Source organism: Marinobacter sediminum, from assembly GCF_023657445.1.
GTDB classification, from domain to species: Bacteria; Pseudomonadota; Gammaproteobacteria; order Pseudomonadales; family Oleiphilaceae; genus Marinobacter; species Marinobacter sediminum_A.
The window spans coordinates 749,850-774,862 of record NZ_JAGTWY010000001.1 but is presented as its reverse complement, the minus strand read 5'-3'; the positions used below and the strand labels follow the sequence as shown (position 1 = coordinate 774,862).

The following is a 25,013-nucleotide window of genomic DNA, read 5'->3' as shown; positions in this document are numbered from 1 at the left end:
AGCCAGCGCCATGACACCGACTTCTGCGGGCGTTAGAATACGTGCCTCTCCGCCTCCCGGACATCCACTGCAGGAGAATCTGACCGTCCATGAGCCAAGGTGCATCCACATTTACGCCTCCCCAGCCGCTGATTGCCCCGGCGTTTCCCGAAAAACCGGCTGACCATCGCACATGGGGCCAATTACATGGCAGCAGCGATGCGCTGGCCATCTGCGAAAGCGCTCGTGCCCACAGGGGCCTTACCCTTGTCATCACCCGGAGCACCGCCGATGCTATTCGCCTTGAGCAGGCCATGCGCTTCTTCCTTGGCCTGCCTGCCGAGGAAGACGGGCCTGCAATCACAGCAGATGGCCTGGAGCTGTTGTCTTTACCGGACTGGGAAACCCTGCCCTACGACCTGTTTTCGCCCCATCAGGACATTACGTCAAGGCGCATACGTACCCTTCACCGACTGCCTGCCACCAGTCACGGGGTCCTGGTCGTTCCGGCAAGAACCCTGATGCACCGGCTGCCACCGGTCAGTTACCTGCAGGGCAATACCCTTCTGCTTGAGGTGGGCCAGTCCCTCGACATCAACACCTGGCGCATGCAACTGGAAGCTGCCGGTTACCGACACGCCGATAACGTATATGAACACGGTGAATACGCTGTACGCGGCGCGATTCTCGATATTTTCCCAATGGGCGCAAGCCAACCCTACCGTATAGACCTGTTCGATGATGAAATCGAAACCCTGCGCACTTTTGACCCGGAAACCCAGCGTTCCATCGACCGGATTGAGAGCATCGAACTGTTGCCGGCATACGAGTTTCCGTGGCACAAGGAAGCTCGCTCGGGGTTCCGCAGCCGCTGGTTCGAGCAGTTCCCGAGTGCTGACAAGGACACCCCCATTTACCAGGACGTCACCCATGGTATTACACCACCGGGGATCGAGTATTACCTGCCATTATTCTTCGATGAAACGGCCACGCTCTTCGACTATCTGCCTGGCGCCACACACGTATTCACCGCCGAAGGTCTGAACGATGCCGTCAGCCTCTTTGATACTGAAACGCGCACGCGCTACGAGGACCGGCGCCACGACCGGTTACGGCCGATCCTGCCACCTACGCGGCTGTTCCTGCTGCAGGAGGAATTATTCGGACAGCTAAAGGCTTTTCCCCGGGTGACCATCACCACGGAAACCGCCACCGGCAAAGGCGCCTCGAACTGCGCAGCTGACAACCTTCCGGATATTGCCATGGATGGTCGTGCGGCAGATCCTGCCGGACGATTAAAACGCTTCCTGAATGACTTCAGTGGCCGGGTCCTGATTTGCGCGGAATCCTCTGGTCGCCGCGAGGCCCTGATCGAAAATCTGGGAGACCACCAGCTCAAACTCAAGACCCGCGATAGCTGGCAAGCCTTCCTTGAGGATGAACACTGCACATTGGGCATTACCATCGCACCCATGGAACAGGGGTTGGTACTCAAAGAACAGCAACTGACGCTGATCACCGAAACCGCGCTGTTTGGTGAGCGGGTATTGCAGCGCCGACGCCGGGAAAAACCAACTGAAACGGACGACGCTGGCTACCGGGACCTGTCGGAGCTTCGTATCGGCGCGCCGGTCGTGCACATTGATCACGGCGTAGGCCGGTATCTCGGACTGGAAACGATCACTGTAGAAGACGAATCCAATGAGTTCCTGATGCTGGAATACGCGGGTGGTTCAAAACTCTACGTTCCCGTTTCCAGTCTTCATCTTATTTCCCGCTATGCCGGAAACGACACTGAACATGCCCCCTTGCACAAGCTTGGCACTGAGCGCTGGAGCAACGCCAAACAGAAGGCGCTGGAGAAAATCCGAGACACCGCTGCAGAGCTCCTGGATGTTTATGCCCGAAGGGAGGCCCGCAAAGGCTTCAGCTTCGACAACCCTAAAGAAGCCTACCGAGCCTTTGCGGCCGATTTTCCGTTTGAAGAAACACCAGACCAGCAAGTTGCCATTCAGGCGGTTATCGAGGATATGACCAGCGAGCGCCCCATGGATCGACTGGTGTGCGGTGACGTTGGCTTTGGTAAAACTGAAGTCGCTATGCGTGCGGCGTTCATGGCGACCTACTCCGGCAAACAGGTGGCCGTATTGGTACCCACCACTCTGCTGGCCCAGCAACACTACGAATCCTTTCGGGACCGCTTCTCCGATACTGCCGTCAATATCGAGCTGCTCAGCCGTTTCCGCAGCGCCGCCCAGACCGGCAAGGCCTTGGAAGCTATTGAGGGCGGCAAGGCCGATATCGTGATCGGAACGCACAAACTTCTTCAGGGCGATATTAAATTCAAGAATCTGGGACTGGTGATTATCGATGAAGAGCACCGGTTCGGTGTCCAGCAAAAAGAAAAGCTGAAAGCCCTGCGGGCCGAAGTCGATATGCTGAACCTTACGGCGACCCCGATTCCCCGAACTCTGAACATGGCCATGGGCCATTTGCGGGACCTTTCCATCATTGCCACACCACCGGCTCGCCGCTTATCAGTAAAGACGTTCGTACGCCAGCGGGACGATGCCATGGTAAAGGAGGCGATCCTCCGGGAAATCCTTCGGGGTGGCCAGGTTTACTTCCTTCACAACGATGTCGCCACGATCGAGAAAACTGCTGAAGATTTGCGCCACCTCATTCCTGAGGCCCGTGTTGGTGTCGCCCACGGCCAGATGCGGGAGCGGGCGCTGGAACAGATCATGTCGGACTTTTACCACAAGCGCTTCAACGTGCTGGTGTGTTCGACCATTATCGAAACCGGTATCGATATTCCCAGTGCCAACACTATCATCATTGAAAGAGCCGACAAGTTTGGCCTGGCACAATTGCATCAGCTGCGAGGCCGGGTTGGCCGCTCACACCACCAGGCATACGCCTATCTGTTGACACCGCCCCCGAAGTCGATCACTTCTGACGCGAAAAAGCGGCTGGATGCCATCACTGAATCCCAGGACCTGGGCGCGGGCTTTATGCTTGCCTCTCACGACCTTGAAATCCGTGGCGCAGGTGAGTTGCTCGGCGAGGAACAGAGCGGGCAGATCGAAAGCATTGGCTTCACGCTTTACATGCAACTTCTGGATGAAGCAGTGAAAGCCATTCGCGACGGCCGGACGCCAAATGCCGACCTGCCCCTGAGCCATGGTACGGAAATGAACCTCAGGATCCCGGCCCTGATACCGGAGGATTACCTGCCCGACGTTCACAACCGCCTGATGCTCTACAAGCGCATTGCCAGCGTGGACAGCAACGAAGCATTAAAAGAACTTCAGGTTGAGATGATTGATCGGTTCGGTTTGTTACCGGAACCGACAAAGAATCTGATGCGCCAGGCCGAGCTGCGAATGCGGGCGGAAGCCCTTGGCATCGTGAAGATAGATGCTGGCAAGGAGTGGGCACGACTGGAATTTGGCGGTTCGACCCCCGTTGACCCGCTGGTGCTCGTTAAGAAAGTGCAATCTGCACCAGACCAGTACCGCCTTGAAGGCGCCAACAGCTTCCGTTTTCGGCTGAAGGACACGTCCACCGGTGGTAAACTCGACGACGTGTCCGAAATGCTTGGCGAACTCGCACCCTCGCAAGCAGCTGCGACCGCCTCATGAAAGCCCGAATCACACGTGGAGTAGAACCTTTGCAGATTTATGGTAATCGCTGGTGCCTGCGGACGGCACGCTTACTGGCCACGGCCCTGTTGCTGGCATGGTCTCTGGCAGGCCATGCACAAGAGCCGGAAACGTCCGCCGAAGAGATTCCCGATGATTACTATCGGGCGGAGTTCATCATTCTGGAACGGATTATCGATCCGGAATCCGTGAATGAGCAGATGTCAGACCGGGCAGTTGAGACTGCTCCCGAAACCGAAGAATTACTGTGGTCAGTAGCGCAGGACGGGACGACAGAAAGCACGCTGGAACTCGTCCCGGATAACGAGCTCCATCTCAATTCTGCGGCCCAGCGCCTGGAACGCAGCGGTCGCTATCACGTGCTGGTGAGCGCTGGCTGGTACGAAGCCTTCCCTCCCGACTACGAGGGCAAACCGCTTCGTGTCGCCATCGGCGATTGGCTGGAAGGTGCAGGAGTTCGGGAAATCGAAGGAACCATCACCATTGATCGTCAGAGGTATCTGCATGTTGGCGTTCACCTGAACCACTGGCAACAGTCAGACGATATGCCTGTGTCCGTGCCCTCAGAGCCTGCAACCGAACAAACAGCGGCAGAGCCAACAACCGACTCTTCCGTCGAGAACGAAACGGCAGACAGCGACATTGGCAGCCTGGCAACCGGCAGGGACACTGCCAAGGCCAAACCCCCGGTGCCTCTGGAATTGCTGACCTGGATTCGCGAGACCCGACGCATGCGAAGCGAGGAGATCCACTTTCTCGACTCCCCCACTATCGGCGTCCTCGTTTTCTTCAAGAAGATCGAGACAACGGAGTAAGCTCTCCGAGACCGGCCATCGAAATCTCAAGTATGCTCTTAACCCCGGACATACCCTTCTCGATGGCCTCTTCAATTTCAGCCATGGTAATAATGTGTTCTGATTTTCCGGCTGCCCAGTTAACCACAAGCCCCAGACAGACGTAACGCATACCCAGCTCGGCTGCCAGGACGGCTTCCGGCATACCCGTCATCCCGACCAGGTCACAGCCATCCCGTTCCAAACGACGAATTTCCGCAGCGGTCTCGAGTCGCGGCCCCTGGGTCGCTCCATATACGCCAAAATCCGAGAAAGGCGCCCCGCTCCCGCCTGCCGCATCAGTCAGGATCTGACGGGCATCGCCATCATAGGGCCAGGTGAAATCAATGTGAGTCACTTCATCCAGCTCACCCTCGAAAAAGGTGCTGGGACGCCCCCAGGTATAGTCAATGATCTGGTCTGGAATCACGATGTGAGCAGGCCCCATATCACGATGTATGCCCCCGACTGCATTCACCCCGACGACTGTTCGCACACCGGCTTCGAAGAGAGCCTGGATGTTGGCCCGATAGTTCACCTGGTGCGGAGGGATTCGATGCGGGTTGCCATGACGGGAGAGAAAAATGACCGGCTGATCGCCGAGACGCCCCTCCACCAGGCCTGCAGAGGGCGAACCCCAGGCTGTATCCACCTGCTGCTGCCCAATGATTTCCAGACCTGACAGCGTCGTCAGTCCGGTTCCACCAATGATACCAACGGGATGGTTTGCTGAGGAAAAGGTCATTCTGCGTCTGTATCTCCGGATTCGGTGGGTTGGTCGGACCCCGACGTCCGGTCCGATCCGGTTTCAGAGCCTTTGGCCTGCTGCGTTTCACGCTGACCTGATGCTGGCAAGCCATCCGCCAAATGCAATGTACGAGTCGGGAAAGCGACTTCAGCACCGTGCCCCTCAATAACCTCGCTGATCTTCAGCAGGACATCCTGCTTTATTTCATGGAAAAGAACCCACTGGGTGGTCTTGGTGAAGGCGTATACCATGATATCCAGTGACGACGCATTGAAGGCGAGGAAGTTCACGATCAGTGTTTGATCACTGTCGATCTCTTCATGGCTCTCCAGCATGGAACGAACATCGGAGACTATCGCGGCCATCTGGCTGACGTCGGCATACCGTATACCAATGGTTTCGGAAATACGCCGGTTGGTCATGCGGGAAGGGTTTTCTACGGCGATCGTTGTGAATGTTGCATTCGGCACATAGAGCGGGCGCTTGTCAAAGGTCCTGAGCGTAGTCAGCCGCCAGCCGATATGCTCAACGGTACCTTCTATGTTCCGGTCCGGCGAGCGCACCCAGTCTCCGACCTTGAACGGGCGGTCCAGGTGGATAATGAATCCGCCAAAGAAATTTGCCAGCAAATCCTTGGCCGCAAAACCAACTGCAATGCCACCGACACCACCAAAAGCCAGCACACCGGAAATACTGTAACCGAGTGACTGCATGGCAATCAGCACTGCGGTAATAATGACAACGGCCCGGGAGAGCTTGCTTACCGCATTGACCGTGGTGTAGTCCATCGGCGTTTCCATCTTCAGCGGCGAGACAAGGATCTTCTCCCCCTCCTTGATGGCACGCAGAATCGACCAGACGAAAATCCAGATAAAGCCAATCTGCAGAACGGTATCGTTGGCCTTGAAAACCTCGGCTTTTGAAAAATGGTGGGCAACTTCGGCGGCCCAGTACACGCCCTGCAACCAAACGAAAGCCACCACGGGCTTTCGCACGGCATGGAGGACAGCGTCGTCCCAGAGGTTTCGGGTATTACTGAACTTGCGCTCAAGAGCCCAGATAATATGGCTGGCAATATAGGCGACCGTTGCGGTACCAAATACCAGTGCAAACACAACAATACCGGCACGCCAGCCCTGGGACAGCAGGCCGAAATTCTCAATCCAGCCATTAAGCATGGAAAGCGCTTCTTGGATCATCGAATCCCTCTGATCACTCTGGTTCAACGGATAAAAACGGCAGTACCGGGGCTGACCCTTTCGAACAGGTCAATAACATCGGCATTGCGCATACGGACACAGCCATGAGATTTGGGGATACCCATGGGCTCAGTGTCAGGCGTGCCGTGAATGTATATGAAGCGACGGAAAGTATCGACCCCGGGGCCGCGGTTTTTACCGGGCTCGAGACCGCAAAGCCAGAGAATTCGGCTCAGGATCCAGTCCCTTTGGGGGTTCTGTGCTGCGAGCTGGGGATTGTAGATCTCACCTGTCGGCCGGCGCGCCTTGAATACGGTACAAGGCGGCATCCCCTTACCTACCATAGCCCGGACATAGTGATCCCCGCGAGGCGTACAGCCACTGCTGTCCTGCTCGCCTGCACCATTAAGAGCGGTGGAAACGGAATATCGCACTGACACCGATCCAGATCCGTCATGCAGGGTTAGCGTCTGCCGGTCCAGATTGATGTCAATTCGTGGGGCGGTAATGCGCTCGTTACTCAAACCGGTCAAGCTCCCTTCAGGCCAATGCCAGAAAGAAGCCTAACCGAGAGCACTCATCTCAGGCAACAGAGGCCTTGCCGCTGCCAGAGGGTAAGAGCATGGTGTCTTCGGCTTGCATACCAGCGGCAAGGAAGGGGACCAGGCGCGCTGCAATTTCCTGCACCGTTGTTTCGACACCCAGTTTGTTCTGGAGAATATCGCGCAGGGCGTCACTGCTGGACATGGTAAACGCGGTCGCGCCCAGCATAAACTGAATTCGCCAGTACCTGTCCACTGCAGATAATTGGGGTGTAGCTTCTTTCAGCAGTCGCATGAAACGGCTAAACGGCTGGCCGTATTCCTGCTCCAGAAACTTCCGGAGATGCCCCTGTGACTGTGTGTAGGCCAGCCCGAGAAGACGCATGAAGATGGATATCCCCTTCTCATTGCGCTGAGGCATTCGCACGGCACTTTCGGTAAGGGCCCAAAGCGTCTGATTCAACGTGGCGGGCTTGCCATCGCACCGTTCTTCCAGCTCATCAAAGGCATTTTCAAGAGTCGCGGAAAACGGCGTGAGAAAACGGGCAAACACGGCGTGAATAAGCGCGTTCTTTGAACCAAAGTGGTAATTGACAGCGGCCAGATTAACTTTAGCCTTACTGGTAATCATCCTGAGCGAAGTTTCGGAAAAACCCCGATCAGCAAACAGCTCTTCGGCTGCATCAAGTATCCGGTCAACGGTATCAGACTGAGCCATTTTATTATCAGCGCCTCTAGCAAACGTCTGTTTGAAACATACGTTTGAAGCACATATATGTCAAGTTCTGGTCTCAGGCTCCGCCACGACGTTTTGCCATCCCCGGTCAATGGCAACCTGGTTCCCCTCGAAAAAGGCTTTCTGTACCCGGCCATAGGCCTTCTCAGCTTCAAGAAGATAAATAAGATAAAGTCGCACGTGTTCACGCCGCGAAAGATGGCGTGGCAACGAATGGCGCTCAGATAACCTGAGCAAGTCGCTGAACCGGGTATTTTTCAGGGCCGGACTGAATTCCGCCATGCGCGCGCATTGCCAGATCAATCCGTCATCGCCTTCAAGATGAGCTACATGACGGCGCGCATCCCTTAACATTCTCTGGCGCTTGATAATGACATCGAGATATGAGGGCTTTGAACTGTAAATGCGCCTTATCGACGGCACTCCCAGCAACAGGATGACCACGAAGAGACCGAAGCCGGTACCTGCAACCCAAGCTGGCACAAAGCCGCTCAGGCCACTGAGAAAAACGATGGCGGCAACCAGAGCTCCGAACAGCCAGAAGTCGCGGCTACGTCGGGCCCTCGCCAGGGTGTAATTATCCGGCCAGTCGTTCATGGCCAGTAAATCGAAGTCCATCAGCAACACCCTGTCACACTGGCGCAGCAGTAATCTGAGCTTACGCTGCCTGGACTCTGCCAGTGTCTGTTCAATGCCGGCACCAGGGGTTTCTCCGGTTAGGGGTTCTGAAGAGTGTGGCTCACTCTCCTCCGCTACCCGAGGTGCTCGTGCCGGCGCGCGCTCGGTGCTGGCCACTCCAGGACTCTCTTCATTTCCCCGGGAAACCTCTGATACTGCTACCCGGGAGCCTTGCGGCACAGGGTCGGCCGCCCGGCCTGGCCGCAAAACGGCTCCCTCGTCGGGTTCTGTAGCTGACTGGACAGTTCTCTGGTTTTCGGCCATGCGCAATTGTCCGTAACAGACGTGGTTTAGCGTTAACAACACGCTCTTTTTATATTATCGGCCACCAGACTCCATTCTTGAGTAATACCCCTGCAACAGTCCAGTCCAGCGCCGGCGGCCTTGGCAATGACGTAACTGCTCGCTATCCTTTGCCACCGTGCCAAACGAGTATTCACCCCAAGAGGTCTGGTTATGTTCACAGGTATTGTTCAAGGCATTGCAACGGTCGATGAAATCACCTCGTCTCCGGGGTTGAGCACCTTTGTGATCCGCTTTCCACAGGAAAAGGTCGAGGGCGTTACCATCGGTGCATCGGTAGCCATCAACGGCACCTGCCTGACGGTCACACGCCAGGACAACAATGCCCTGTTCTTTGATGCCATGCAGGAAACCCTGCGGCTGACTACCCTGGGAGACCTCAAGCCGGGAGATGAAATCAACTTTGAACGAGCAGCCAGGATCGGCGATGAAATTGGCGGACACCTCCTCTCTGGACATATTCACACCACGGCTACCATCGTTGAGATTCAGCGCCCGGAGAATAACGTTACTCTCTGGTTTGAAGTGCCCGATGAGTGGACCCGGTATGTTTTTCCGAAGGGTTACATTGCCATTAATGGCGCAAGCCTGACTATTGGCGAGGTCAAGGGTAACCGGTTCAATGTGCACCTGATCCCGGAGACCCTCAGGGCAACAATCTTTGGCAGGGCACGGGAGGGAGACCGGGTCAATATCGAGATCGACAGCCAGACCCAGACCATTGTCGATACCCTCGCTCGACTTGGCTACGACCAGCCATCCACGGCGCTTTGATCGGACCGCGTTATTTGAGGCTGGCCTCAAGAACCACAAACTTGGGGCTGGCATCCAACTGGCGAACCTGCGGAAAAAACCTGCGCAAGCTGCGGTGATATCCCAGATGGCGATTGCCCACCATCAGTAAACGCCCCCCTGGTGCAAGGTGCCTTGAGGCCTGCTCAAACAAACGCAGGGCAATATGATCCCCGACAACGCCGCCTTCATGGAATGGCGGATTCAGAAGAATCCGCTCGAAAACGGTTGATCGCTCTGGAATTCCATCCTCATGTTCAAATGCCGGTTGCACACCCGGAAACGCCACAGAGGCATTGCGCCGCGCACTGACGACCGCCTGGCTGGACACATCACTGAAGGTCAGTGACAGGTCCGGACGTATAAAAAGTGCGCTCAGACCCACCACACCGTTACCACAAGCCAGGTCGAGAACCCTGGCTCCCGCAGCCAACCCCGAAAGGGTTTCCCGAAGATGGGGAAGCAACAGCCGGGTACCGATATCCAGTTTCTCCCGGGCGAAGACGGCCGGCAACGCCTGAACACTCAGGCCGGAGCCGTCAAGGGCATACCCTTTCCACTCCGCTTGCCACCCTGCCAGCCCGACCTCGCCACGCCGGCAGATTACGACCCGTGCCTTTTTCTTTGCCGGACAAACCTCTTCCGTGTGCACCGCCTGCGCGAATACGTCCACACTTCGGTCCGGAAGGTGCTTGATCATACCTCCGGCGAGAACTACCCCGCCCTCGACAAGGGCACCATTTATCCAGCGTAGCAGCCATGCCAGGTAATCGCCGTGCCTCGGGATTCTCAGAACGACGGCATCGTAGCGGCCTTCCGGCGGATTCAGCCAGCTATAGACAACAGGAGAAAACGAGGCGTGCGGGTTCAGCCGGGCATTGTGAGCAAGCGCACTCTGGAACAGGGCGCTATCAGCCACAACATCAGGGCCAAACGTCTGAAGACCCAGAGTTAGCGCCCCAAACTGGTCATCAACAACCAGAACCCTGGGTTTATCGATCCCGGCCAGCCTCTGGCATGCGGACTGCACCAGCAGTTCGTCAGCCGCGTCCCAGGCCTTTAGAGATGGGCCGCCACCGGGCCGGGACAAGGTCAGCTGACCACCGGGAACATCAAGCACTGCAGTTGTCATTTCAGGCATCCAGCAGGAAATTCATCACAAAGGCGCCATTCTAGGCTGATTACTCTAGAAATTAACCCTAAGTTAGGAGGTGTTCATAGCAAACCCCGTTTCCGGTTGGCTCCGCTGTTTTGGACGCGAACCTTTTGCCCCTTACCCCAGGGGCTTTTTTCGTTCAGGGTTCCGAAAACGCTTCGCTACCGTCTTATCGCCCGATAGACGGTAAACCGACGGTCTTCGTAAAGGCGTTCGACGGGCCCGATAAATCGCTTGATCAGGGACTCGTAGGGCAAAAAACTGTTGGCAACGAGGCGCAGTTCGCCCCGTGACTTCAGATGACGAGAGACATCCCGCAGGAAATTTTCAGTCATGGAGGTGTCCGTTTTTACCCCGCTGTGAAACGGCGGGTTGGTGACAATCGCCGGCCAGACCCCTTCAATTCGAGCCAGACCATCCGACGCGGTTATCTTTCCGGTTGCCCCTGCACGCTCATAGGTCGCACGGGCACAAATGACTGCCTGGGACTGCACATCCACACCGTCCACGGCAGACTGCCCCTCACCCCGCTCACGCTGCCAGGATTGAAGCCAGGCACCGATCACGCCAGCACCACAAGCGAAGTCGAGCACATGGTCAGATCTGAGTGGCGTGTGAGCCAGTGTTTCCAGCAGAATAGCCGTACCGCCATCAAGCTCGCCCTGACTGAAGATACCAGGCAATCCCGCCACATTCACAGAAACTCCGGCGCACTCAATCCTGTGCCACACCATCCACTCCGCCAAATCAAACGAGATGAGAGGCTCAATACCCATAGCACTCCAAACCTGACAGTGACGGGCGCTGTCAATTTTGGTTGCCTCGGGTGCGATAGCTTTGAGTTGCTTTACCGCTCCCGCAATGCCCTCCTTCTTCTCGCCCAGAAGGATCACGGTTGCACCGGCGGCGGACAACCAGCGCGCGAGAGCCAGCCTCAGATCCAGTTCTGCCCGTGCTTTTGGCAGAAAAACTACAACTGTATCGAAATTGGCCGGTTTCAGGTCAGGGTCATCGTAGCCAAAACACACCTGCCAATTGGCAAAATTCGCCATCTCACCCGCATGACCAGCATGCTCACTCATAGCCATACCGCCCGACGGCAACTTCTCAAGCAGAGAAGACGAACGAACGCCGAGCAGAGCAAGCCGCCCTTTTAGCGAGTGATGAATTCGGAGCAGGGCTTGATGGGAATTGGGCATTTCTGACATTGGCGGAATAATCCCGAAAGTTGACTGTAAATCGGGATACTCTAACCGGAATCAGCCCCTGAGTCTCGCAGCCAGAAACGGCTCAAGCGGGCTGGCCAGGGGCGGAACGGGCAGGAAGCGACTACTTGTAGCGGGCAACGGTACCGACACGCAAGGCATCCTCCGGGGACATTCCCCAGCCCTCGCCTTTCCCACCGGTGGCGAGCTTTTGACCTTCATTACGGCCGTCGGACCCGAGGCTTGCGGATTTGCGTTGCGCCAACGCGCTAAGGGCTTTTTGCATCAACTCTTTCATAACCAACCTCCTCGCTTGCTACAGGAACCACTGTATCAAAGCGGAAGGCGAGCAACTGTGATGGCGCCACGGCTCACCGAGTGACGCACATCACGATTTTTTGACGCAATTTTACATTTAACGGTGTACCTTTTTTTGACGGCCCGAGCGGACGGGGCGCAGAACCAGCTCATCGACGCTGTTCTGCTGGATTAACTCGCGCTCTTCTTCGCCGGAGATGGACAGGCCCATATCACGCAAAATGCCATCGCCAAGATCATAGACGAAACCGTGCACCGTGAGCGGCTGACCGCGCCTCCAGGCTTCCTGAACGATGGTGTTCTGACACACGTGGCCGACCTGCTCCACGACATTCAGTTCGCAGAGACGGTCAACACGGTCCTGCTCATTCGGGATCGTTTCCAGTACCGACTTGTGCCGGTCGCGCACATCCTGGACATGGCGCAGCCAATTGCTGATCAGGCCGAAACCTTCATTAAGCAGCGCTGCGCGGACACCGCCGCAGCCGTAGTGGCCAACCACCAGAACATGTTTGACCTTGAGCACCTCGACAGCAAACTGAAGCACTGACAAGCAATTGAAGTCTGTATGCACCACAACGTTTGCAACGTTCCGGTGGACAAACAACTCGCCAGGCAGCAGATCTACGATCTGGTTTGCCGGGACACGGCTATCGGCACAGCCAATCCAGAGATACTCCGGAGCCTGCTGGTTCGATAACCGGTCAAAAAACTTCGGATCTGCAGCCTTGATGCCATTGGCCCAGGCCCGGTTTTTTTCCAGTAGACGGTCTAACTGACCCATGAAAACACTCCCATCAATAACAACAGGCCACGAATTGAACGGCAATCACTGCTATAACGCAATCCTCAGTTTGTCGGAACTTCCAATTCCGGCTGGGACGCGTGCATGGTGCTCTGAGCCAGGTCCAGCAATTCTCGCAATGCAACCGAGAACATCGCGTACTCTGGCTCACGCACTCCCTTCAGTTCCGCGAGCATTGATTTCCAACGGGCTATCATGGGTTGATGGCGCTGGAACCATTTCTCTACACATGCGGGTACCCCTTCCGGATCTCCAGCCAGCCTGAGCACGCCGGTGGTCAACGCGCGCTGTTGCCAGTCCAGATCTTCACGGAAACTCTCACGTGCCAGGGCTTGCCAATGAGAAACCGGCTTTAGCGAAGCAATGGCGCTGGCAAACCAGTTCAGGTCGAGCATGTCTCCCAGTTCATGATAAAGGTTGGCCACGGTCTTCAGGGGCATTCCGGAGGCTTCCTGCGCTTCAATGATACCAAGAGACGAGTAGAGGTAATCGGTCCCCGATAAGACTGAAGCCAGCTCCTTCGGAAGTCCTTTATCCACTAACGCCGCATGGCGCCGCTCCCAGGCTACACGTGCCTGTTCGCCCAGATAGTCTGGCAAGCCGGCCGTGATGGCCCAAACGCTGTCGGCAAATCGCTCCATATGATTCTGAATACTGAGCTCAGCCCGGCGATTACGCAGGAGCCAGCGGACCGAGCGGCGCATCAGGCGCATCAGATCCTGCATCAGTTCCATCTGAATCTGGGCCGGGATATGGAAGTCCTGGCTTTCAATCTTGTCCCACCAGTTGTCAATGCGGAACACGTCGCGGGCAATGATCCACGCGAGGGCGATTGATCCAGCATCAGCGCCCGTCGATTGACTGAGTCGCTCCACAAAGGTGATACCCATGTGGTTGACCATGTCATTGGCAATCTGGGTCGCGATGATCTCTCTCCGCAACTGGTGCTCACCCAATTCACTGGAAAATTTCCGGGTCAGCTCCCGTGGGAAGACTTTATACATTTCACCCGCCAGCAAAGGCTCATCGGGAAGAGTGCTGGCGATCAGGGTTTGCTTGAGATCCCCTTTTACGTACGAAATCAATACCGACAGTTCTGGCCGCGTCAGGCCCTTTTTATCCAGCTTTCGTTCGGACAGGGTCTCGTCGTCAGGCAGGAACTCCAGCGAGCGGTTAAGCTTACCCTCGCTCTCCATGGTGTTCATCAACCTGCGATATTCTTCCATCCGTATAACCGCATCCGCACTGGCAATACTGATGGCCTGGGTCTGGCGGTAGTTGTTTTTCAACACCAGGGCAGCTACATCGTCGGTCATTTCCTCAAGCATAACGTTCCGCTGTTTGCCGGTCAGGTCGCCGAGCGCGACCGCCCGATTGAGCAGAATCTTCATGTTGACTTCGTGGTCCGAGCAATCGACACCGCCGGAGTTGTCTATGAAATCCGTATTTAACCGACCGCCTTTGAGGGCGAATTCAATCCGACCAAGCTGGGTCAGCCCCAGATTGCCTCCTTCACCAACCACCTTACAGCGCAACTCGGAGCCGTTAATTCGCAGGCCATCGTTGGCCTTGTCACCAACATCGCCGTGTGACTCAGTCGCAGATTTCACGTAGGTACCGATACCGCCAACCCAGAGCAGATCGACCTGTGCCCTGAGGATGTGGGATATCAGCATATTGGGAGGAACCCTGTCGGATTTGATGCCGAGCAGCTTCTTCATTTCCGGGCTAACCGGAATTGATTTGGCGTTACGACTGAACACGCCCCCGCCCTCGGAGATGAGCTTGGTGTCGTAATCCGTCCAGGCAGAACGAGGCAATTGGAAGAGGCGTTGGCGCTCCCTGAAGCTCGCCTCTGGATCCGGGGTCGGATCCACAAAAATGTGAATATGGTTGAACGCGGCAACCATTTTAGTCTTCTCGGAACAGAGCATGCCGTTGCCGAACACGTCACCGCCCATATCTCCGATGCCAATGGCTGTGAACTCATCCAGCGCCGGGTTAATCCCCATTTCACGGAAGTGGCGCTCAACAGAAACCCAGGCACCACGGGCTGTGATGCCCATTTTTTTATGATCATAACCGTTGCTGCCACCAGACGCGAAAGCATCGCCCATCCAGAAGCCATAGTCGGCAGCAAGGCCGTTCGCGATATCCGAGAACGTAGCGGTGCCCTTGTCCGCTGCGACCACCAGGTAGTGATCGTCTTCGTCATGACGAATCACCCGCTCCGGTGGCTGGATGCCCGAGTTCACGAGATTGTCGGTAATGTCCAGCAAACCCCGAATGAAGGTCTTGTAGGCTTCAATACCCTCGGCCTGAAAGGCTTCCCGGTCCGACGGATCGGGCAAACGTTTTGCCACGAAGCCACCCTTGGCACCTACGGGCACGATCACCGCATTCTTGACCTGTTGCGCCTTCACCAGCCCCAGAATCTCGGTGCGGTAGTCCTCAAACCGGTCCGACCAGCGCAGACCACCTCGGGCCACCTTTCCACCCCGAAGGTGAACACCTTCCACTCTTGGTGAGTAAACGAAGATCTCAAACATGGGCATCGGCAGGGGCATGTCAGGGATTTTCGCCGGATCGAACTTGATGCTGATGTACGGCTTGGTACCACCCTGATCATCCGGCTGGTAATAGTTCGTGCGCAATGTGGCTTGCATAAGCTCCAGGTACAGTCTCAGCACCCGGTCTTCACTCAGGTTTTCCACCCCGTCCAGACCGGCATTGAACTCAATCTCAAGCTTTTGCTGGACCGCGCGGCTCTTGCCATCGCTCTGGTAACGGTCCGGATTGAAGCGAACCTCGAAATACTCAAGCAGAATCCGGGTCAGCTCAACGTGATTCACCAGGGTGTTGGAGATGAAAGTCTGACTGTTGGAGAATCTGATCTGGCGCATGTAACGCGCAAACGTACGCAGCAACGCAATTTCACGCCAGCTCATGTAAGAGGACAGTAGCAGACGGTTGAACGCATCGTTTTCCGCATCGCCATGCCAGACCCGCCGGAACAGGTCTTCGAATATTGGCCGGATACGATGAATATCCACGACATGGCCAGTGTATGCCCGCAGCGTGAAATCGTGAATCCAGACTGTTTTGTCATGCCGGTCAATCACTTCAAACGGGTGCTCGCCGATGACCCGGAAGCCGAGGTTATCGAAAATTGGCATCACATCGGACAGAGGCAAAGGCTCATCCGGATAGAACAACTTGAAATGTAGGGTGCTCTCATCCTCTTCAAGCGCCCGGTAAAAGCTCATCGCCAGGTCATCGTGCTTAACGGCACCGGCAATATGCTCAAGATCTATGGCGGCACGACGTGGAGAAAACATATCGGTGTAACTGGCAGGAAATCCGCCTGCCCACAGCCGGTAGAGTTCATTGCCCTGCTCTTCCCCATAGGCTTCACTGAGGGCTTCATCTAACCCGTCACGCCAGGACTGAGCCAACTCAATGACCTTGTCGCGGATCTCGGCAATCGGCAACTGGCGGTTTTCAACCTGAGAAACCCGGATGGTGAACTGAACTCGAGCCAGTACAGACTCAGAGAAGTGAGTCACAAACTCAATGTCGTCCGCGTCCAGAGTGTCCACCAGGACCTGCTCGACCTTCAGACGCAGTTCGGTGTTGTAGATATCACGCGGAAAAAACGCCAGACAGGTCACAAACTGGCCGTATACATCCTCCCGGATAAACAGCTCGATACGCCGACGTTCCTGAATATAGAGAATGCTCTTGGCAACTTTGAGCAACTCGCTGGCCTCAATCTGGAACAACTCATCCCGCGGATAAACCGTCAGGATCTGTTCCAGCTCTTTGCCTGCATAGTCATCCTTGAGGAAACCGGAACGTTTCATCACGGACTGGAACTTCCTCCGCAGCAGGGGAATCTCGTCAGGGCGCTCATTGTATACTCGTGCTGTGTAGAGACCCAGAAACCGGCGCTCGCCGACCACTTCACCCTTGCTGTTGAATTTCTTTACCGCAATATAGTCGGGGTAGGCAGGACGGTGAACCCTCGACCGCTGTGCCGATTTGGCGAAGATAAAGGTGTCGTCGGTACGGGTCATCTCATGGCGAGTACGCTGGGGCAATTCGTTAAGGCGGACCCGATCCGGGCGCTCATTGTTAACGCGCAGGATCCCCAGTTCTGATTTTTCAACCCGACGCACCACCATGCCGGTCTTATCTCGGACAAAATCGTATTCATCGTAACCGAGGAAGGTGAAGTGATCGTCCACCAGCCAGTTCAGAAATGCCCTTGCCTCGTCCTTTTCCTCATCCGTGATTTCTGCTGTGGTGGCATCCAGCTCCGCCAAAGCCTCGGTAACTTTCTGCTTCACTACTGGAAAGTCTGAAACGGCGATGCGTACTTCATGCAATACGGTCTGGAGAGTCTCTTCAAGCTGCCTGAGGTCCTCAGGACCACTATGGCGATCGATCTCGAGAACGATGAAAGCCTCGTGGGATGTACCGGCACTGGCTTTTTTGGTTGAATGCAGTTTCGCGAGCTTGCCGTCGTTGTCCCGCTCTACCCGAAGAATGGAGTGCTGGATGGAATGGGTACCAATCTCCTGCTGATTGATGGCAATACGAAGGGAGTCAATCAGAAAGGGAATATTCGGATGCAGAATAAAAATGACGGTATGGGTAGACTGCCACCCGTCGCTTTCCAGATCCGGATTGAACACCAAAACCGGAGTCTCGTCCGCATTTCGCTTCTGCAGAAACTGCCATGCTGCAAGAACAGCGCCGTAGGTATCTGAGAACCTTCGACTAACCAGTTCCTCGAGAGGAATGTGGGCGTAATGCTGTTTGGCGAATTCGCTGATCTTCTTTGCTTCGGTTTTTGTGATCTTTTGTGCGAAAGCGTCAGCCAACTGCTCGAAAAACTGATCCTTGCTGGCTACTGTCAGCGCATTCATGGTTGACCTCGGTTAGTGTGAAATAAACGTAATCGACCTATCGTCACATAAGCATAGTCAAACCCTTGATTTTTGCCGCCCAGACACCAAAACTGCGGCAACTACCTAGGCGCGATACACGTACTTATAGTGAACCCAACAAAACGGGAGTAGTCACTTTCAATGTCGTTACAGCATACGTTCGGTGAACTCAGATCGCAGTTGGCAAAAAGGATAATTGGGCAGGAAAAGCTGGTCGACCGGCTACTCATCGCTCTTCTGGCCGACGGCCATCTGCTGGTTGAGGGGGCACCCGGCCTTGCGAAGACCACCGCGATAAAGGCCCTCGCCGATCACCTGGAAGGCGACTTCCACCGTATTCAGTTCACTCCGGATCTACTACCATCAGACGTCACCGGCAGCGAGATCTACCGTGCCGAGACTGGCAGCTTTGAATTTCAACACGGCCCCATTTTCCACAATCTGGTGTTGGCCGATGAAATCAACCGGGCACCGGCCAAAGTCCAGTCGGCATTGCTGGAAGCCATGGGTGAGCGACAGGTTAGCGTTGGAATGCGCACATTCCCGCTGGACCAACTATTCATGGTCATGGCGACCCAAAACCCGATTGAGCAGGAGGGCACCTACCCCCTGCCGGAAGCCCAGCTTGACCGTTTCCTGATGCATGTGGTGATTGATTACCCGTCCGCAGACGCTGAGAAAGCGATATTGCACCTCGCCCGCAATGACTATCGTCAGGGCCAACCAACAGCGGATAGTCGCCTGACAGCCGAACAGGTCTTCGAGGCACGGAGCGAAGTCGCCGACATTTATATGGCCGAGCCGGTGGAGCAGTACCTGCTGGCGTTGGTGTTGGCAACCCGGGACGCGGCGAGTCTCGACCCGGAACTGGCTCGCTGGACAGCCTTCGGCGCAAGCCCACGGGGAACCATTGCCCTGGACCGCTGTGCGCGGGCACTGGCCTGGCTTAACGGCCGGGACTATGTCACACCGGATGATGTGAGAGCCATGGCCTTCGATGTGCTGCGCCATCGCATTCTGCTGACCTTCGAAGCCGAAGCCGAAGGCATGACTGCAGACATGGTTGTCCAGCGCCTGATCGACCGGGTACCGGTCACCGCCTGATTCTGTCAATTGAGACAAGATACTGACAAAGCCACTATGGCCATCATCGACGCTGTCACACACATCAGCCTTCCCGACCTGATTCGCCTGCAGGCGGACGCCCGGGCCCTGAAACTGCCATCAGCACGACAGGTACGGACGCGCCAGGCGGGACTGCAACGCTCACCTCAACGGGGACGGGGGATGGCGTTCGCGGAAGTTCGTCAATATCAGCCCGGAGATGATATCCGCAGTATTGACTGGCGAGTGACGGCCCGGCGTCAGGCTCCTCACACCAAACTTTTCGAGGAAGAACGGGAACGCCCCGTATTGCTGCTGTGCGATCTTGGCCCGACGCTGTTTTTTGCAAGCACCGGTGCCTACAAGCAGGTTCGCTGCGCGCAGGTGGCCTCATTACTCGCCTGGCTCGCGCTCTGGGCCGGGGATCAGGTTGGCGGCATTGTATTCAATGGTGACAAGCTGAGCGTGCAGCGGCCTGCAAGGCGTAAGAAATCGGTGCTTCGGCTGCTGGATACTCTGGCGGAACAACAGCACCAGCCAGGCAGCGAGCCTTCAGCGGCCGATCCTGAGAGAACCCTCGCCCCTTTGGACAAAGCCCTCGCTGAAGCCAGACGCGTTGCCCATACCGGCAGCCGGATCTTCGTGATCAGTGATTTCCTCAGCATTTCCCCGGAAACAGGGTCTCTTCTGGGCGCACTCGCTCGCCATAACTCCGTCAGTGCTCTGAGGATTGTCGATCCACTGGAGCTGAACCTGCCCCACAGCGGTCGATTTGCAGTCGCGGGTCCTGACGGTCCTGTGTGGTTTGATGCTTCCAACACCAGGTTCCAGGAAGCCTGGCGCAGGAAAGTCGAACACCATGAGGCCCGCCTTGTGGAATGTTTTCGAACCTCTGGAGTGGCCACGGCGACTGTTTCCACCGGCGATGACCCTGCCTTGACACTGAAAGCCCTGCTAGGTCCCGGAGGGCGCATCGGATGAACCCACAGGACCCCCTAAGTCAGCTCAGGGATATCCATATGCCCCAGTCCGGAGGCTTCTGGCCACCCGCGCCCGGCTGGTGGATTCTGGCGATAATTCTGATACTCCTGCTCGCCCTGGCGGTCTGGCTCGTGCGGCGTCGGCGCCGGAGAAACCTCTGGATACGTCTGGCAAAAGCCGAGCTGGCCAATCTGGAACGTCACCAGCAACCAACCGCCCAGTGGTTCGCGCAATTGAACACTCTGCTTAAGCGGGCAGCGCGGGAAGGGTACCCGAACCTTCATCCGGAAGCCCTGTCCGGGGATGACTGGATCGAGTTCCTGCTGACCAACGCACCGAATGACCGTGTAGCTTCCCGCCCTATTGTTGAAGCCATCGTTCATAGCACATGGCAACCCGTGACAACGGCAGACCCCGGCCAGGCCCTGGCGTTTGCCCATCGGTGGCTGGGAGGACAGACATGCTGACCCTGGCCTATCCCTGGTTGCTCGTGCTGGCACTTGTACCATTGCTTTTGCAATGGCGTCGCCCCATGGGGCAATCCGTGGACGCGCCAATCCTTCCCGTCGGGCATTGGCTGTCTGACCTCCCGGGGGTCAGCAGAAAGGGTAATGCGACGCCGTTGTGGCAGAAACTGTTGCTATTCGTCATGTGGCTTCTGCTGGTTGTTGCCATTGCCCGCCCCCAGCATGTAGGTGAACAGGTACAGATGCCTGTCTCGGGCCGGGACCTTATGTTGGTGGTCGACATCTCCCCCAGTATGGATGAACAGGACATGATCATTCAGGGCCGTACTATCAATCGGCTCCAGGCAGTCAAGGTGGTACTGGACGACTTCATTACCCGAAGGAAGGGAGATCGTCTCGGGCTGATTCTGTTCGGTACCCAGCCGTATGTTCAGGCCCCCCTGACCTTTGACCTTGAGACAGTCCGTACCCTGATGAAAGAGTCGGGGCTCGGCATGGCCGGCCGGGCGACCGCCATCGGTGATGCGGTTGGCCTGTCGGTCAAACGCCTGCGAGACCGACCACAGGATCAGCGGGTCGTCGTACTCCTGACTGATGGCGCCAACACCGCCGGAGCGATTGCCCCGGACAAGGCCGCCGAGATAGCAAAGGCAGCCAGCGTGAGAATCTACACCATCGGCATTGGCGCAGAATCGATGGTGCAACGCGGATTCCTGGGTTCACGCCAGGTGAATCCCTCCCGGGATCTGGATGAAGGTCTGTTGACCAGGATGGCCCAGCAGACCGGTGGTCGCTACTTCAGGGCCCGCAGCCTGCCGGAGCTGGAGATGATTTATGAAAGCATTAACCAGCTGGAACCGATTGAGCTCGAAGGTAAATACTACCGCCCTGTCACCGAGCTCTATGTTTGGCCCGCCGGCATCTCCGCAATACTGTGGCTGTTGCTTCTCCTGACCAGGCAGCTAAAAGCTCTACAGGTTTCCCGCCAGCAGGCTGCAGGAGGTAAAGCGCATGACTGATTTTCATTTCCTGCGTCCGTTCTGGCTTTTGCTGATCGTCGCCCTGCCGCTGGTTTATGTGACACTCCGCCACCTCCGTCTTGGCGACAGCGGTTGGTCCCGGTTAATTCCGGATAACCTGCTTGCACCGGTTATCCGGCACCATGGTAATGCCGGCCAGAAAAACGCCTCACCAATATTGCCGGTTTCGCTAGCTGTGGCATTGCTGGCGATCGCCCTTGCCGGTCCAGCCTGGAGAGAGGCCCCGACGCCCCTGAAACAACCAGGCGACAGTCTGGTGATTGCCCTGGACCTGTCCCTGTCCATGCTCGCGACGGATTTGGAGCCGGACCGACTGACGCTCGCCAAACGCAAGATCCGGGATATCCTCGAACTCCGCGACGGCAGCCTCAATGGCTTGATTGTCTACGCTGCGGATGCCCATGTCGTCACCCCTCTGACCGACGACAGCAAGACCATCGAAGGCATGCTCGGTGTACTGGATCCGGTTATCATGCCGGCAACGGGTAATCGCGCCGACCTGGCAATCTCCCGGGCCAGGGCCTTGCTTGAACAGGGTGCGCCCGGGCGGGGCCGTATACTACTCATCACTGACGAGGTATCCACACGGTACCTCTCCAGCATCAAGGACACGCTTAAAGGAACCGAGATCTCACTCAGCACGCTGGTGGTCGGAACCGAGCAAGGCGGCCCCATCCCCCTGGCAAAACGCGGTTTTATCCGTGACAACGGCGACATTGTGATTGCCCGGGCTGACCCCGAAGGCCTGGCTGCGTTAGCCCGAGGCAATGGTGGTGGGAGTCATGAGCTTACCCTGGACAACGCCGACATCCGGTACCTTGACCTGTCTCCTTCTGACAGTGACCAATGGCAGGAAACCGAAAACGGGCTGACCATCAACCGCTGGCAGGATGATGGCTATTGGTTACTCTGGCTTGCGTTACCGCTGATGCTGCTGGGCTGGCGAAGAGGTGCTTTCACTGCGATCACGCTGACTTTCTTGCCACTGATGCCGCAACCTGCCCAGGCGATGGACTGGGCCGCATTGTGGCAACGGGAGGATCAACGGGCACCGGAACTGATTCAGCAGAATCCTGATCAGGCCACCAAACTACTGCAAACACCGGAATGGCGGGGTTCCGCCCTCTACAAGTCAGGCAAGTTCCAGGAGGCGGCAAAAGAATTCTCGGGCGTTGAAGGTCCTCTGGCCGATTACAACCGCGGCAATGCGCTCGCCCGGGCAGGCAAGCTGGAACAGGCAATCGAGGCGTACGATACTGCCCTGGAACAGTCGCCGGAGCTGGAAGACGCGCAATACAACCGGAATCTGGTGGACGAACTGCTCAGGCAGCAACAGCAAAACTCTTCACAGCAACAGAACTCCGAAAACAGTCAGGACAGCAGCCAGCAACAAGATTCCGACCAGTCGTCCGGCAATCAGGATCAACAGCAGCAGAACAGCCAGTCAGGTTCGGGTAGCAATGAGGACCCAGGCCAGCAGTCGCAGCAATCGTCAGGGAACGAACAGGGGCAAGACAATAGCAGCGAGAACAGGCCGGCAGATGGCCAGAAGCAGCAGGAAAACGCCAACACCGATCAGCAGTCTGGCGAGGATGGCCAGAAAGAAATGGCCGAGGCCCCTGCCCGGATCTCGGAAAAGCCTCTTACCCAGGGTCAGGAACAATGGCTCCGCAGGATTCCGGACAACCCCGGTGGTCTGCTTAAACGCAAATTCCTGCAGCAATACCAGCAACGTGAGACACCATCTGATGAGGGCGACACACCATGGTAAAACGGCTTATTTCCCCCGTGGTCCTGCTGCTGATGCTGATGCTGATGGGCCTGGCGACCATACTTCAGGCAGAGGAGCTCAAGGTCGAGCCGGACCGCACACAACTGTACGAGGGTGAGGTTCTGACGGTCACGGTGACTGGCACCATGAAGCTGGACATCAATCTGAGCAACCTGTTCAATTTTGATCTTTCCAACCTGCCCGCCCCGGATATTGAGAAAGTGGAACCGGATTTCGAAATTCTGGGGCGGAATCAACGCTACAGCATCCGCACGGTTGATAACGATATGACCGGGCTAATCACATGGACCTATCAGTTGGCACCGAAAAAAACCGGCAAGCTGACCATCCCTCCTCTTACCTTCAAGGACTCCACCTCCGAACCCGTTACCGTGGAGGTAGTAAGTGGCAATCCGCCTGGCCAGGGCAAGGCGACGCGAGACAGTTTTGTTGAACTGTCCGCAGACAAAGCCGAGGTGTATGTACAGGAACAGCTAACCCTGACCATTCGTCTGTTTTTCAATGGCAACCTGATTCGCGGTGAGCTTTCCGAACCTGTGCATCCAAACGCGATCATTGAGCCTCTGGGAAAGCAGCAGGAGTTCTCCCGCTACCGGGACGGTGTTCGTTACCGGGTGGTGGAACGACGATATGCCCTGTTTCCGCAAAAACCGGGTGAACTTTCTCTACCGGCGATCCGGTTTGAGGGGCAGGCCCGGGATGCGAATGGCAAACTGATTTTCCTGAGGGACAGCGAGAAACTCTTCGATGTTCCGGTAAAAGATGTGCCCGCCGCCTTCACCGGCGATACCTGGTTGCCTGCAAGTAATCTATCCATTGAAGAGGCCGGCCTTCCACCGACCATGCGGGTGGAAACCGGTGAAAACCTCTCCCGCGAATTGACCCTGAAGGCTGACGGGCTGCCTTCAGAAGCACTGCCACCGCTGCCGGATACCACACCGGAGGGATTGCGCAGTTATCCGGATCAACCCGAGCGCTCAACTCAGGTAACGCCCGATGGTCTGATCTCAACCCTCAGCCAGACTAACGCACTGGTGCCGGTAAAGCCTGGGGACATGACGCTCCCGGAAATACGCATTCCCTGGTGGGATACTGATACTGACAGCCAACAGTTTGCGGTTATTCCGGCACACACCCTGCAGGTTGCCAGCGGCTCATCAGTTCCTCCAACCACAGAGGCTTCCACGGAGAGCGCGATTTCCGAACCCGCGGCAGTTAAAGAAAGCCAACCGGCAGCCCAAAATTCTCCCAACAATAATACTGCATGGCGATGGCTCAGCTTCACTCTGGCCGGCTTGTGGCTGCTGACCATGTCGGCCTGGTGGTGGTCCCGGAGAACAGGGTTAGTGCCAACGTGGCATGAAAACCATCGCGAAAACGAACAGGAAAAGGAGCTTTTCGAAAAGCTGATTAAAGCTGCCCGGGATGGCTCTTCATCAACACCACTCTTGCTCATCCAGTGGGTGAATAGCCGCTACGCGGGCAATCAATTCCAGACAGCCGCGGATGCCGTGGAATTCTGTGGAGATTCCGAACTGAAAACAGAGCTCGCTAAGCTCCAGGAACGGCTGTTTTCAACAGCCGCTTCAAGAGAAACCAAAACCTGGGATGGGAGGCCCCTGGCACAGGCACTGGAGAGAGTCCGGCGAAAGGAGATCCAGGAGCCGCCTGAATCCGGTCTTCCGCCGCTTTATCCCGGCAATCTTTCTGCCTGAAAA

At 56.5% G+C, this 25,013-nt stretch carries 19 protein-coding genes; 9 read left to right on the top strand and 10 right to left on the bottom strand.

The annotated features are described in order from the left end of the window. Positions 1 to 89 precede the first annotated feature (89 nt). Both mfd and KFJ24_RS03750 read left to right on the top strand, forming a co-directional pair. Entirely contained in the window at positions 90 to 3,623 is a 3,534-nt protein-coding gene (gene mfd, locus KFJ24_RS03755; protein WP_250829747.1) for a transcription-repair coupling factor, read from the top strand. Between the two features lie 29 nt (positions 3,624 to 3,652). Next, positions 3,653 to 4,459: a CsiV family protein gene (locus KFJ24_RS03750; RefSeq protein WP_250829746.1), complete on the top strand. Its 807-nt coding sequence runs from the start codon at positions 3,653 to 3,655 to the stop codon at positions 4,457 to 4,459. Here KFJ24_RS03750 and KFJ24_RS03745 read toward each other — a convergent pair. The 5 genes from KFJ24_RS03745 to KFJ24_RS03725 form a co-directional block, all read right to left on the bottom strand. After that, complete coding sequence (locus tag KFJ24_RS03745; protein ID WP_250829745.1) at positions 4,434 to 5,222, bottom strand: S-methyl-5'-thioinosine phosphorylase; 789 nt, start codon at positions 5,220 to 5,222, stop codon at positions 4,434 to 4,436. The two genes, KFJ24_RS03750 and KFJ24_RS03745, sit on opposite strands and share 26 nt — an antisense overlap. Then, the gene (locus tag KFJ24_RS03740; RefSeq protein ID WP_250829744.1) at positions 5,219 to 6,424 is read right to left on the bottom strand and encodes a mechanosensitive ion channel family protein; all 1,206 of its coding nucleotides are present in this window, start codon (positions 6,422 to 6,424) and stop codon (positions 5,219 to 5,221) included. Before KFJ24_RS03740 ends, KFJ24_RS03745 begins: the two co-directional genes overlap by 4 nt. Before the next feature lie 23 nt (positions 6,425 to 6,447). Further along, on the bottom strand, positions 6,448 to 6,912 hold the full coding sequence (locus KFJ24_RS03735; RefSeq protein ID WP_250832545.1) for a L,D-transpeptidase family protein: 465 nt from the start codon (positions 6,910 to 6,912) through the stop codon (positions 6,448 to 6,450). A 94-nt stretch (positions 6,913 to 7,006) separates the two neighbouring features. Continuing rightward, complete coding sequence (locus KFJ24_RS03730) at positions 7,007 to 7,684, bottom strand: TetR/AcrR family transcriptional regulator (protein ID WP_250829743.1); 678 nt, start codon at positions 7,682 to 7,684, stop codon at positions 7,007 to 7,009. A 60-nt stretch (positions 7,685 to 7,744) separates the two neighbouring features. Then, positions 7,745 to 8,644 (bottom strand): hypothetical protein, encoded by a 900-nt coding sequence (locus KFJ24_RS03725; protein WP_250829742.1) that lies wholly within the window; start codon positions 8,642 to 8,644, stop codon positions 7,745 to 7,747. Positions 8,645 to 8,836: 192 nt separating this feature from the next. On the opposite strand from KFJ24_RS03725, the gene KFJ24_RS03720 reads away from it, so the two are divergent. Beyond that, positions 8,837 to 9,457 (top strand): riboflavin synthase subunit alpha, encoded by a 621-nt coding sequence (locus KFJ24_RS03720; protein ID WP_250829741.1) that lies wholly within the window; start codon positions 8,837 to 8,839, stop codon positions 9,455 to 9,457. 10 nt (positions 9,458 to 9,467) lie between these two features. Here the strand turns inward: KFJ24_RS03720 and KFJ24_RS03715 are convergent, their stop codons facing one another. The 5 genes from KFJ24_RS03715 to KFJ24_RS03695 all read right to left on the bottom strand — a co-directional run bounded on the left by KFJ24_RS03715 (position 9,468) and on the right by KFJ24_RS03695 (position 17,890). Beyond that, entirely contained in the window at positions 9,468 to 10,607 is a 1,140-nt protein-coding gene (locus KFJ24_RS03715; protein WP_250829740.1) for a class I SAM-dependent methyltransferase, read from the bottom strand. A 185-nt stretch (positions 10,608 to 10,792) separates the two neighbouring features. Beyond that, positions 10,793 to 11,839: a class I SAM-dependent methyltransferase gene (locus tag KFJ24_RS03710; protein ID WP_250829739.1), complete on the bottom strand. Its 1,047-nt coding sequence runs from the start codon at positions 11,837 to 11,839 to the stop codon at positions 10,793 to 10,795. A 121-nt stretch (positions 11,840 to 11,960) separates the two neighbouring features. Beyond that, a complete protein-coding gene (locus tag KFJ24_RS03705; RefSeq protein ID WP_250829738.1) occupies positions 11,961 to 12,134 on the bottom strand; it encodes a hypothetical protein in 174 nt (57 codons plus the stop codon). 117 nt (positions 12,135 to 12,251) lie between these two features. After that, on the bottom strand, positions 12,252 to 12,938 hold the full coding sequence (can, locus tag KFJ24_RS03700) for a carbonate dehydratase (protein WP_250829737.1): 687 nt from the start codon (positions 12,936 to 12,938) through the stop codon (positions 12,252 to 12,254). 65 nt (positions 12,939 to 13,003) lie between these two features. After that, a complete protein-coding gene (locus KFJ24_RS03695; protein ID WP_250829736.1) occupies positions 13,004 to 17,890 on the bottom strand; it encodes an NAD-glutamate dehydrogenase in 4,887 nt (1,628 codons plus the stop codon). 162 nt (positions 17,891 to 18,052) lie between these two features. On the opposite strand from KFJ24_RS03695, the gene KFJ24_RS03690 reads away from it, so the two are divergent. From KFJ24_RS03690 to KFJ24_RS03665, 6 genes are read left to right on the top strand one after another with little or no spacing between them, the layout of a single operon-like run. Further along, on the top strand, positions 18,053 to 19,015 hold the full coding sequence (locus KFJ24_RS03690) for an AAA family ATPase (RefSeq protein WP_250829735.1): 963 nt from the start codon (positions 18,053 to 18,055) through the stop codon (positions 19,013 to 19,015). Between the two features lie 36 nt (positions 19,016 to 19,051). Further along, on the top strand, positions 19,052 to 19,996 hold the full coding sequence (locus KFJ24_RS03685) for a DUF58 domain-containing protein (RefSeq protein ID WP_250832544.1): 945 nt from the start codon (positions 19,052 to 19,054) through the stop codon (positions 19,994 to 19,996). After that, positions 19,993 to 20,463, top strand: coding sequence for a DUF4381 domain-containing protein (locus KFJ24_RS03680; protein ID WP_250829734.1), 471 nt, complete (start codon positions 19,993 to 19,995; stop codon positions 20,461 to 20,463). The genes KFJ24_RS03685 and KFJ24_RS03680 overlap by 4 nt, the downstream gene beginning before the upstream one ends. Further along, the gene (locus tag KFJ24_RS03675) at positions 20,457 to 21,482 is read left to right on the top strand and encodes a VWA domain-containing protein (RefSeq protein WP_250829733.1); all 1,026 of its coding nucleotides are present in this window, start codon (positions 20,457 to 20,459) and stop codon (positions 21,480 to 21,482) included. The genes KFJ24_RS03680 and KFJ24_RS03675 overlap by 7 nt, the downstream gene beginning before the upstream one ends. Then, complete coding sequence (locus KFJ24_RS03670) at positions 21,475 to 23,274, top strand: VWA domain-containing protein (RefSeq protein WP_250829732.1); 1,800 nt, start codon at positions 21,475 to 21,477, stop codon at positions 23,272 to 23,274. Before KFJ24_RS03675 ends, KFJ24_RS03670 begins: the two co-directional genes overlap by 8 nt. Further along, positions 23,268 to 25,010 (top strand): BatD family protein, encoded by a 1,743-nt coding sequence (locus KFJ24_RS03665; RefSeq protein ID WP_250829731.1) that lies wholly within the window; start codon positions 23,268 to 23,270, stop codon positions 25,008 to 25,010. Before KFJ24_RS03670 ends, KFJ24_RS03665 begins: the two co-directional genes overlap by 7 nt. Positions 25,011 to 25,013: the final 3 nt, after the last annotated feature.

Excerpts from the sequence above, each read along its gene's own strand:
- KFJ24_RS03695 (WP_250829736.1), bottom strand. The coding sequence starts at position 17,890 with ATGAATGCGCTGACAGTAGCCAGCAAGGATCAGTTTTTCGAGCAGTTG.
- KFJ24_RS03680 (WP_250829734.1), top strand. The coding sequence starts at position 19,993 with ATGAACCCACAGGACCCCCTAAGTCAGCTCAGGGATATCCATATGCCC.
- KFJ24_RS03740 (WP_250829744.1), bottom strand. The coding sequence starts at position 6,424 with ATGATCCAAGAAGCGCTTTCCATGCTTAATGGCTGGATTGAGAATTTC.
- can (WP_250829737.1), bottom strand. The coding sequence starts at position 12,938 with ATGGGTCAGTTAGACCGTCTACTGGAAAAAAACCGGGCCTGGGCCAAT.
- KFJ24_RS03745 (WP_250829745.1), bottom strand. The coding sequence starts at position 5,222 with ATGACCTTTTCCTCAGCAAACCATCCCGTTGGTATCATTGGTGGAACC.
- KFJ24_RS03715 (WP_250829740.1), bottom strand. The coding sequence starts at position 10,607 with ATGACAACTGCAGTGCTTGATGTTCCCGGTGGTCAGCTGACCTTGTCC.
- KFJ24_RS03675 (WP_250829733.1), top strand. The coding sequence starts at position 20,457 with ATGCTGACCCTGGCCTATCCCTGGTTGCTCGTGCTGGCACTTGTACCA.
- KFJ24_RS03690 (WP_250829735.1), top strand. The coding sequence starts at position 18,053 with ATGTCGTTACAGCATACGTTCGGTGAACTCAGATCGCAGTTGGCAAAA.
- KFJ24_RS03730 (WP_250829743.1), bottom strand. The coding sequence starts at position 7,684 with ATGGCTCAGTCTGATACCGTTGACCGGATACTTGATGCAGCCGAAGAG.
- mfd (WP_250829747.1), top strand. The coding sequence starts at position 90 with ATGAGCCAAGGTGCATCCACATTTACGCCTCCCCAGCCGCTGATTGCC.
- KFJ24_RS03685 (WP_250832544.1), top strand. The coding sequence starts at position 19,052 with ATGGCCATCATCGACGCTGTCACACACATCAGCCTTCCCGACCTGATT.
- KFJ24_RS03665 (WP_250829731.1), top strand. The coding sequence starts at position 23,268 with ATGGTAAAACGGCTTATTTCCCCCGTGGTCCTGCTGCTGATGCTGATG.
- KFJ24_RS03710 (WP_250829739.1), bottom strand. The coding sequence starts at position 11,839 with ATGTCAGAAATGCCCAATTCCCATCAAGCCCTGCTCCGAATTCATCAC.
- KFJ24_RS03705 (WP_250829738.1), bottom strand. The coding sequence starts at position 12,134 with ATGAAAGAGTTGATGCAAAAAGCCCTTAGCGCGTTGGCGCAACGCAAA.
- KFJ24_RS03720 (WP_250829741.1), top strand. The coding sequence starts at position 8,837 with ATGTTCACAGGTATTGTTCAAGGCATTGCAACGGTCGATGAAATCACC.
- KFJ24_RS03725 (WP_250829742.1), bottom strand. The coding sequence starts at position 8,644 with ATGGCCGAAAACCAGAGAACTGTCCAGTCAGCTACAGAACCCGACGAG.
- KFJ24_RS03670 (WP_250829732.1), top strand. The coding sequence starts at position 21,475 with ATGACTGATTTTCATTTCCTGCGTCCGTTCTGGCTTTTGCTGATCGTC.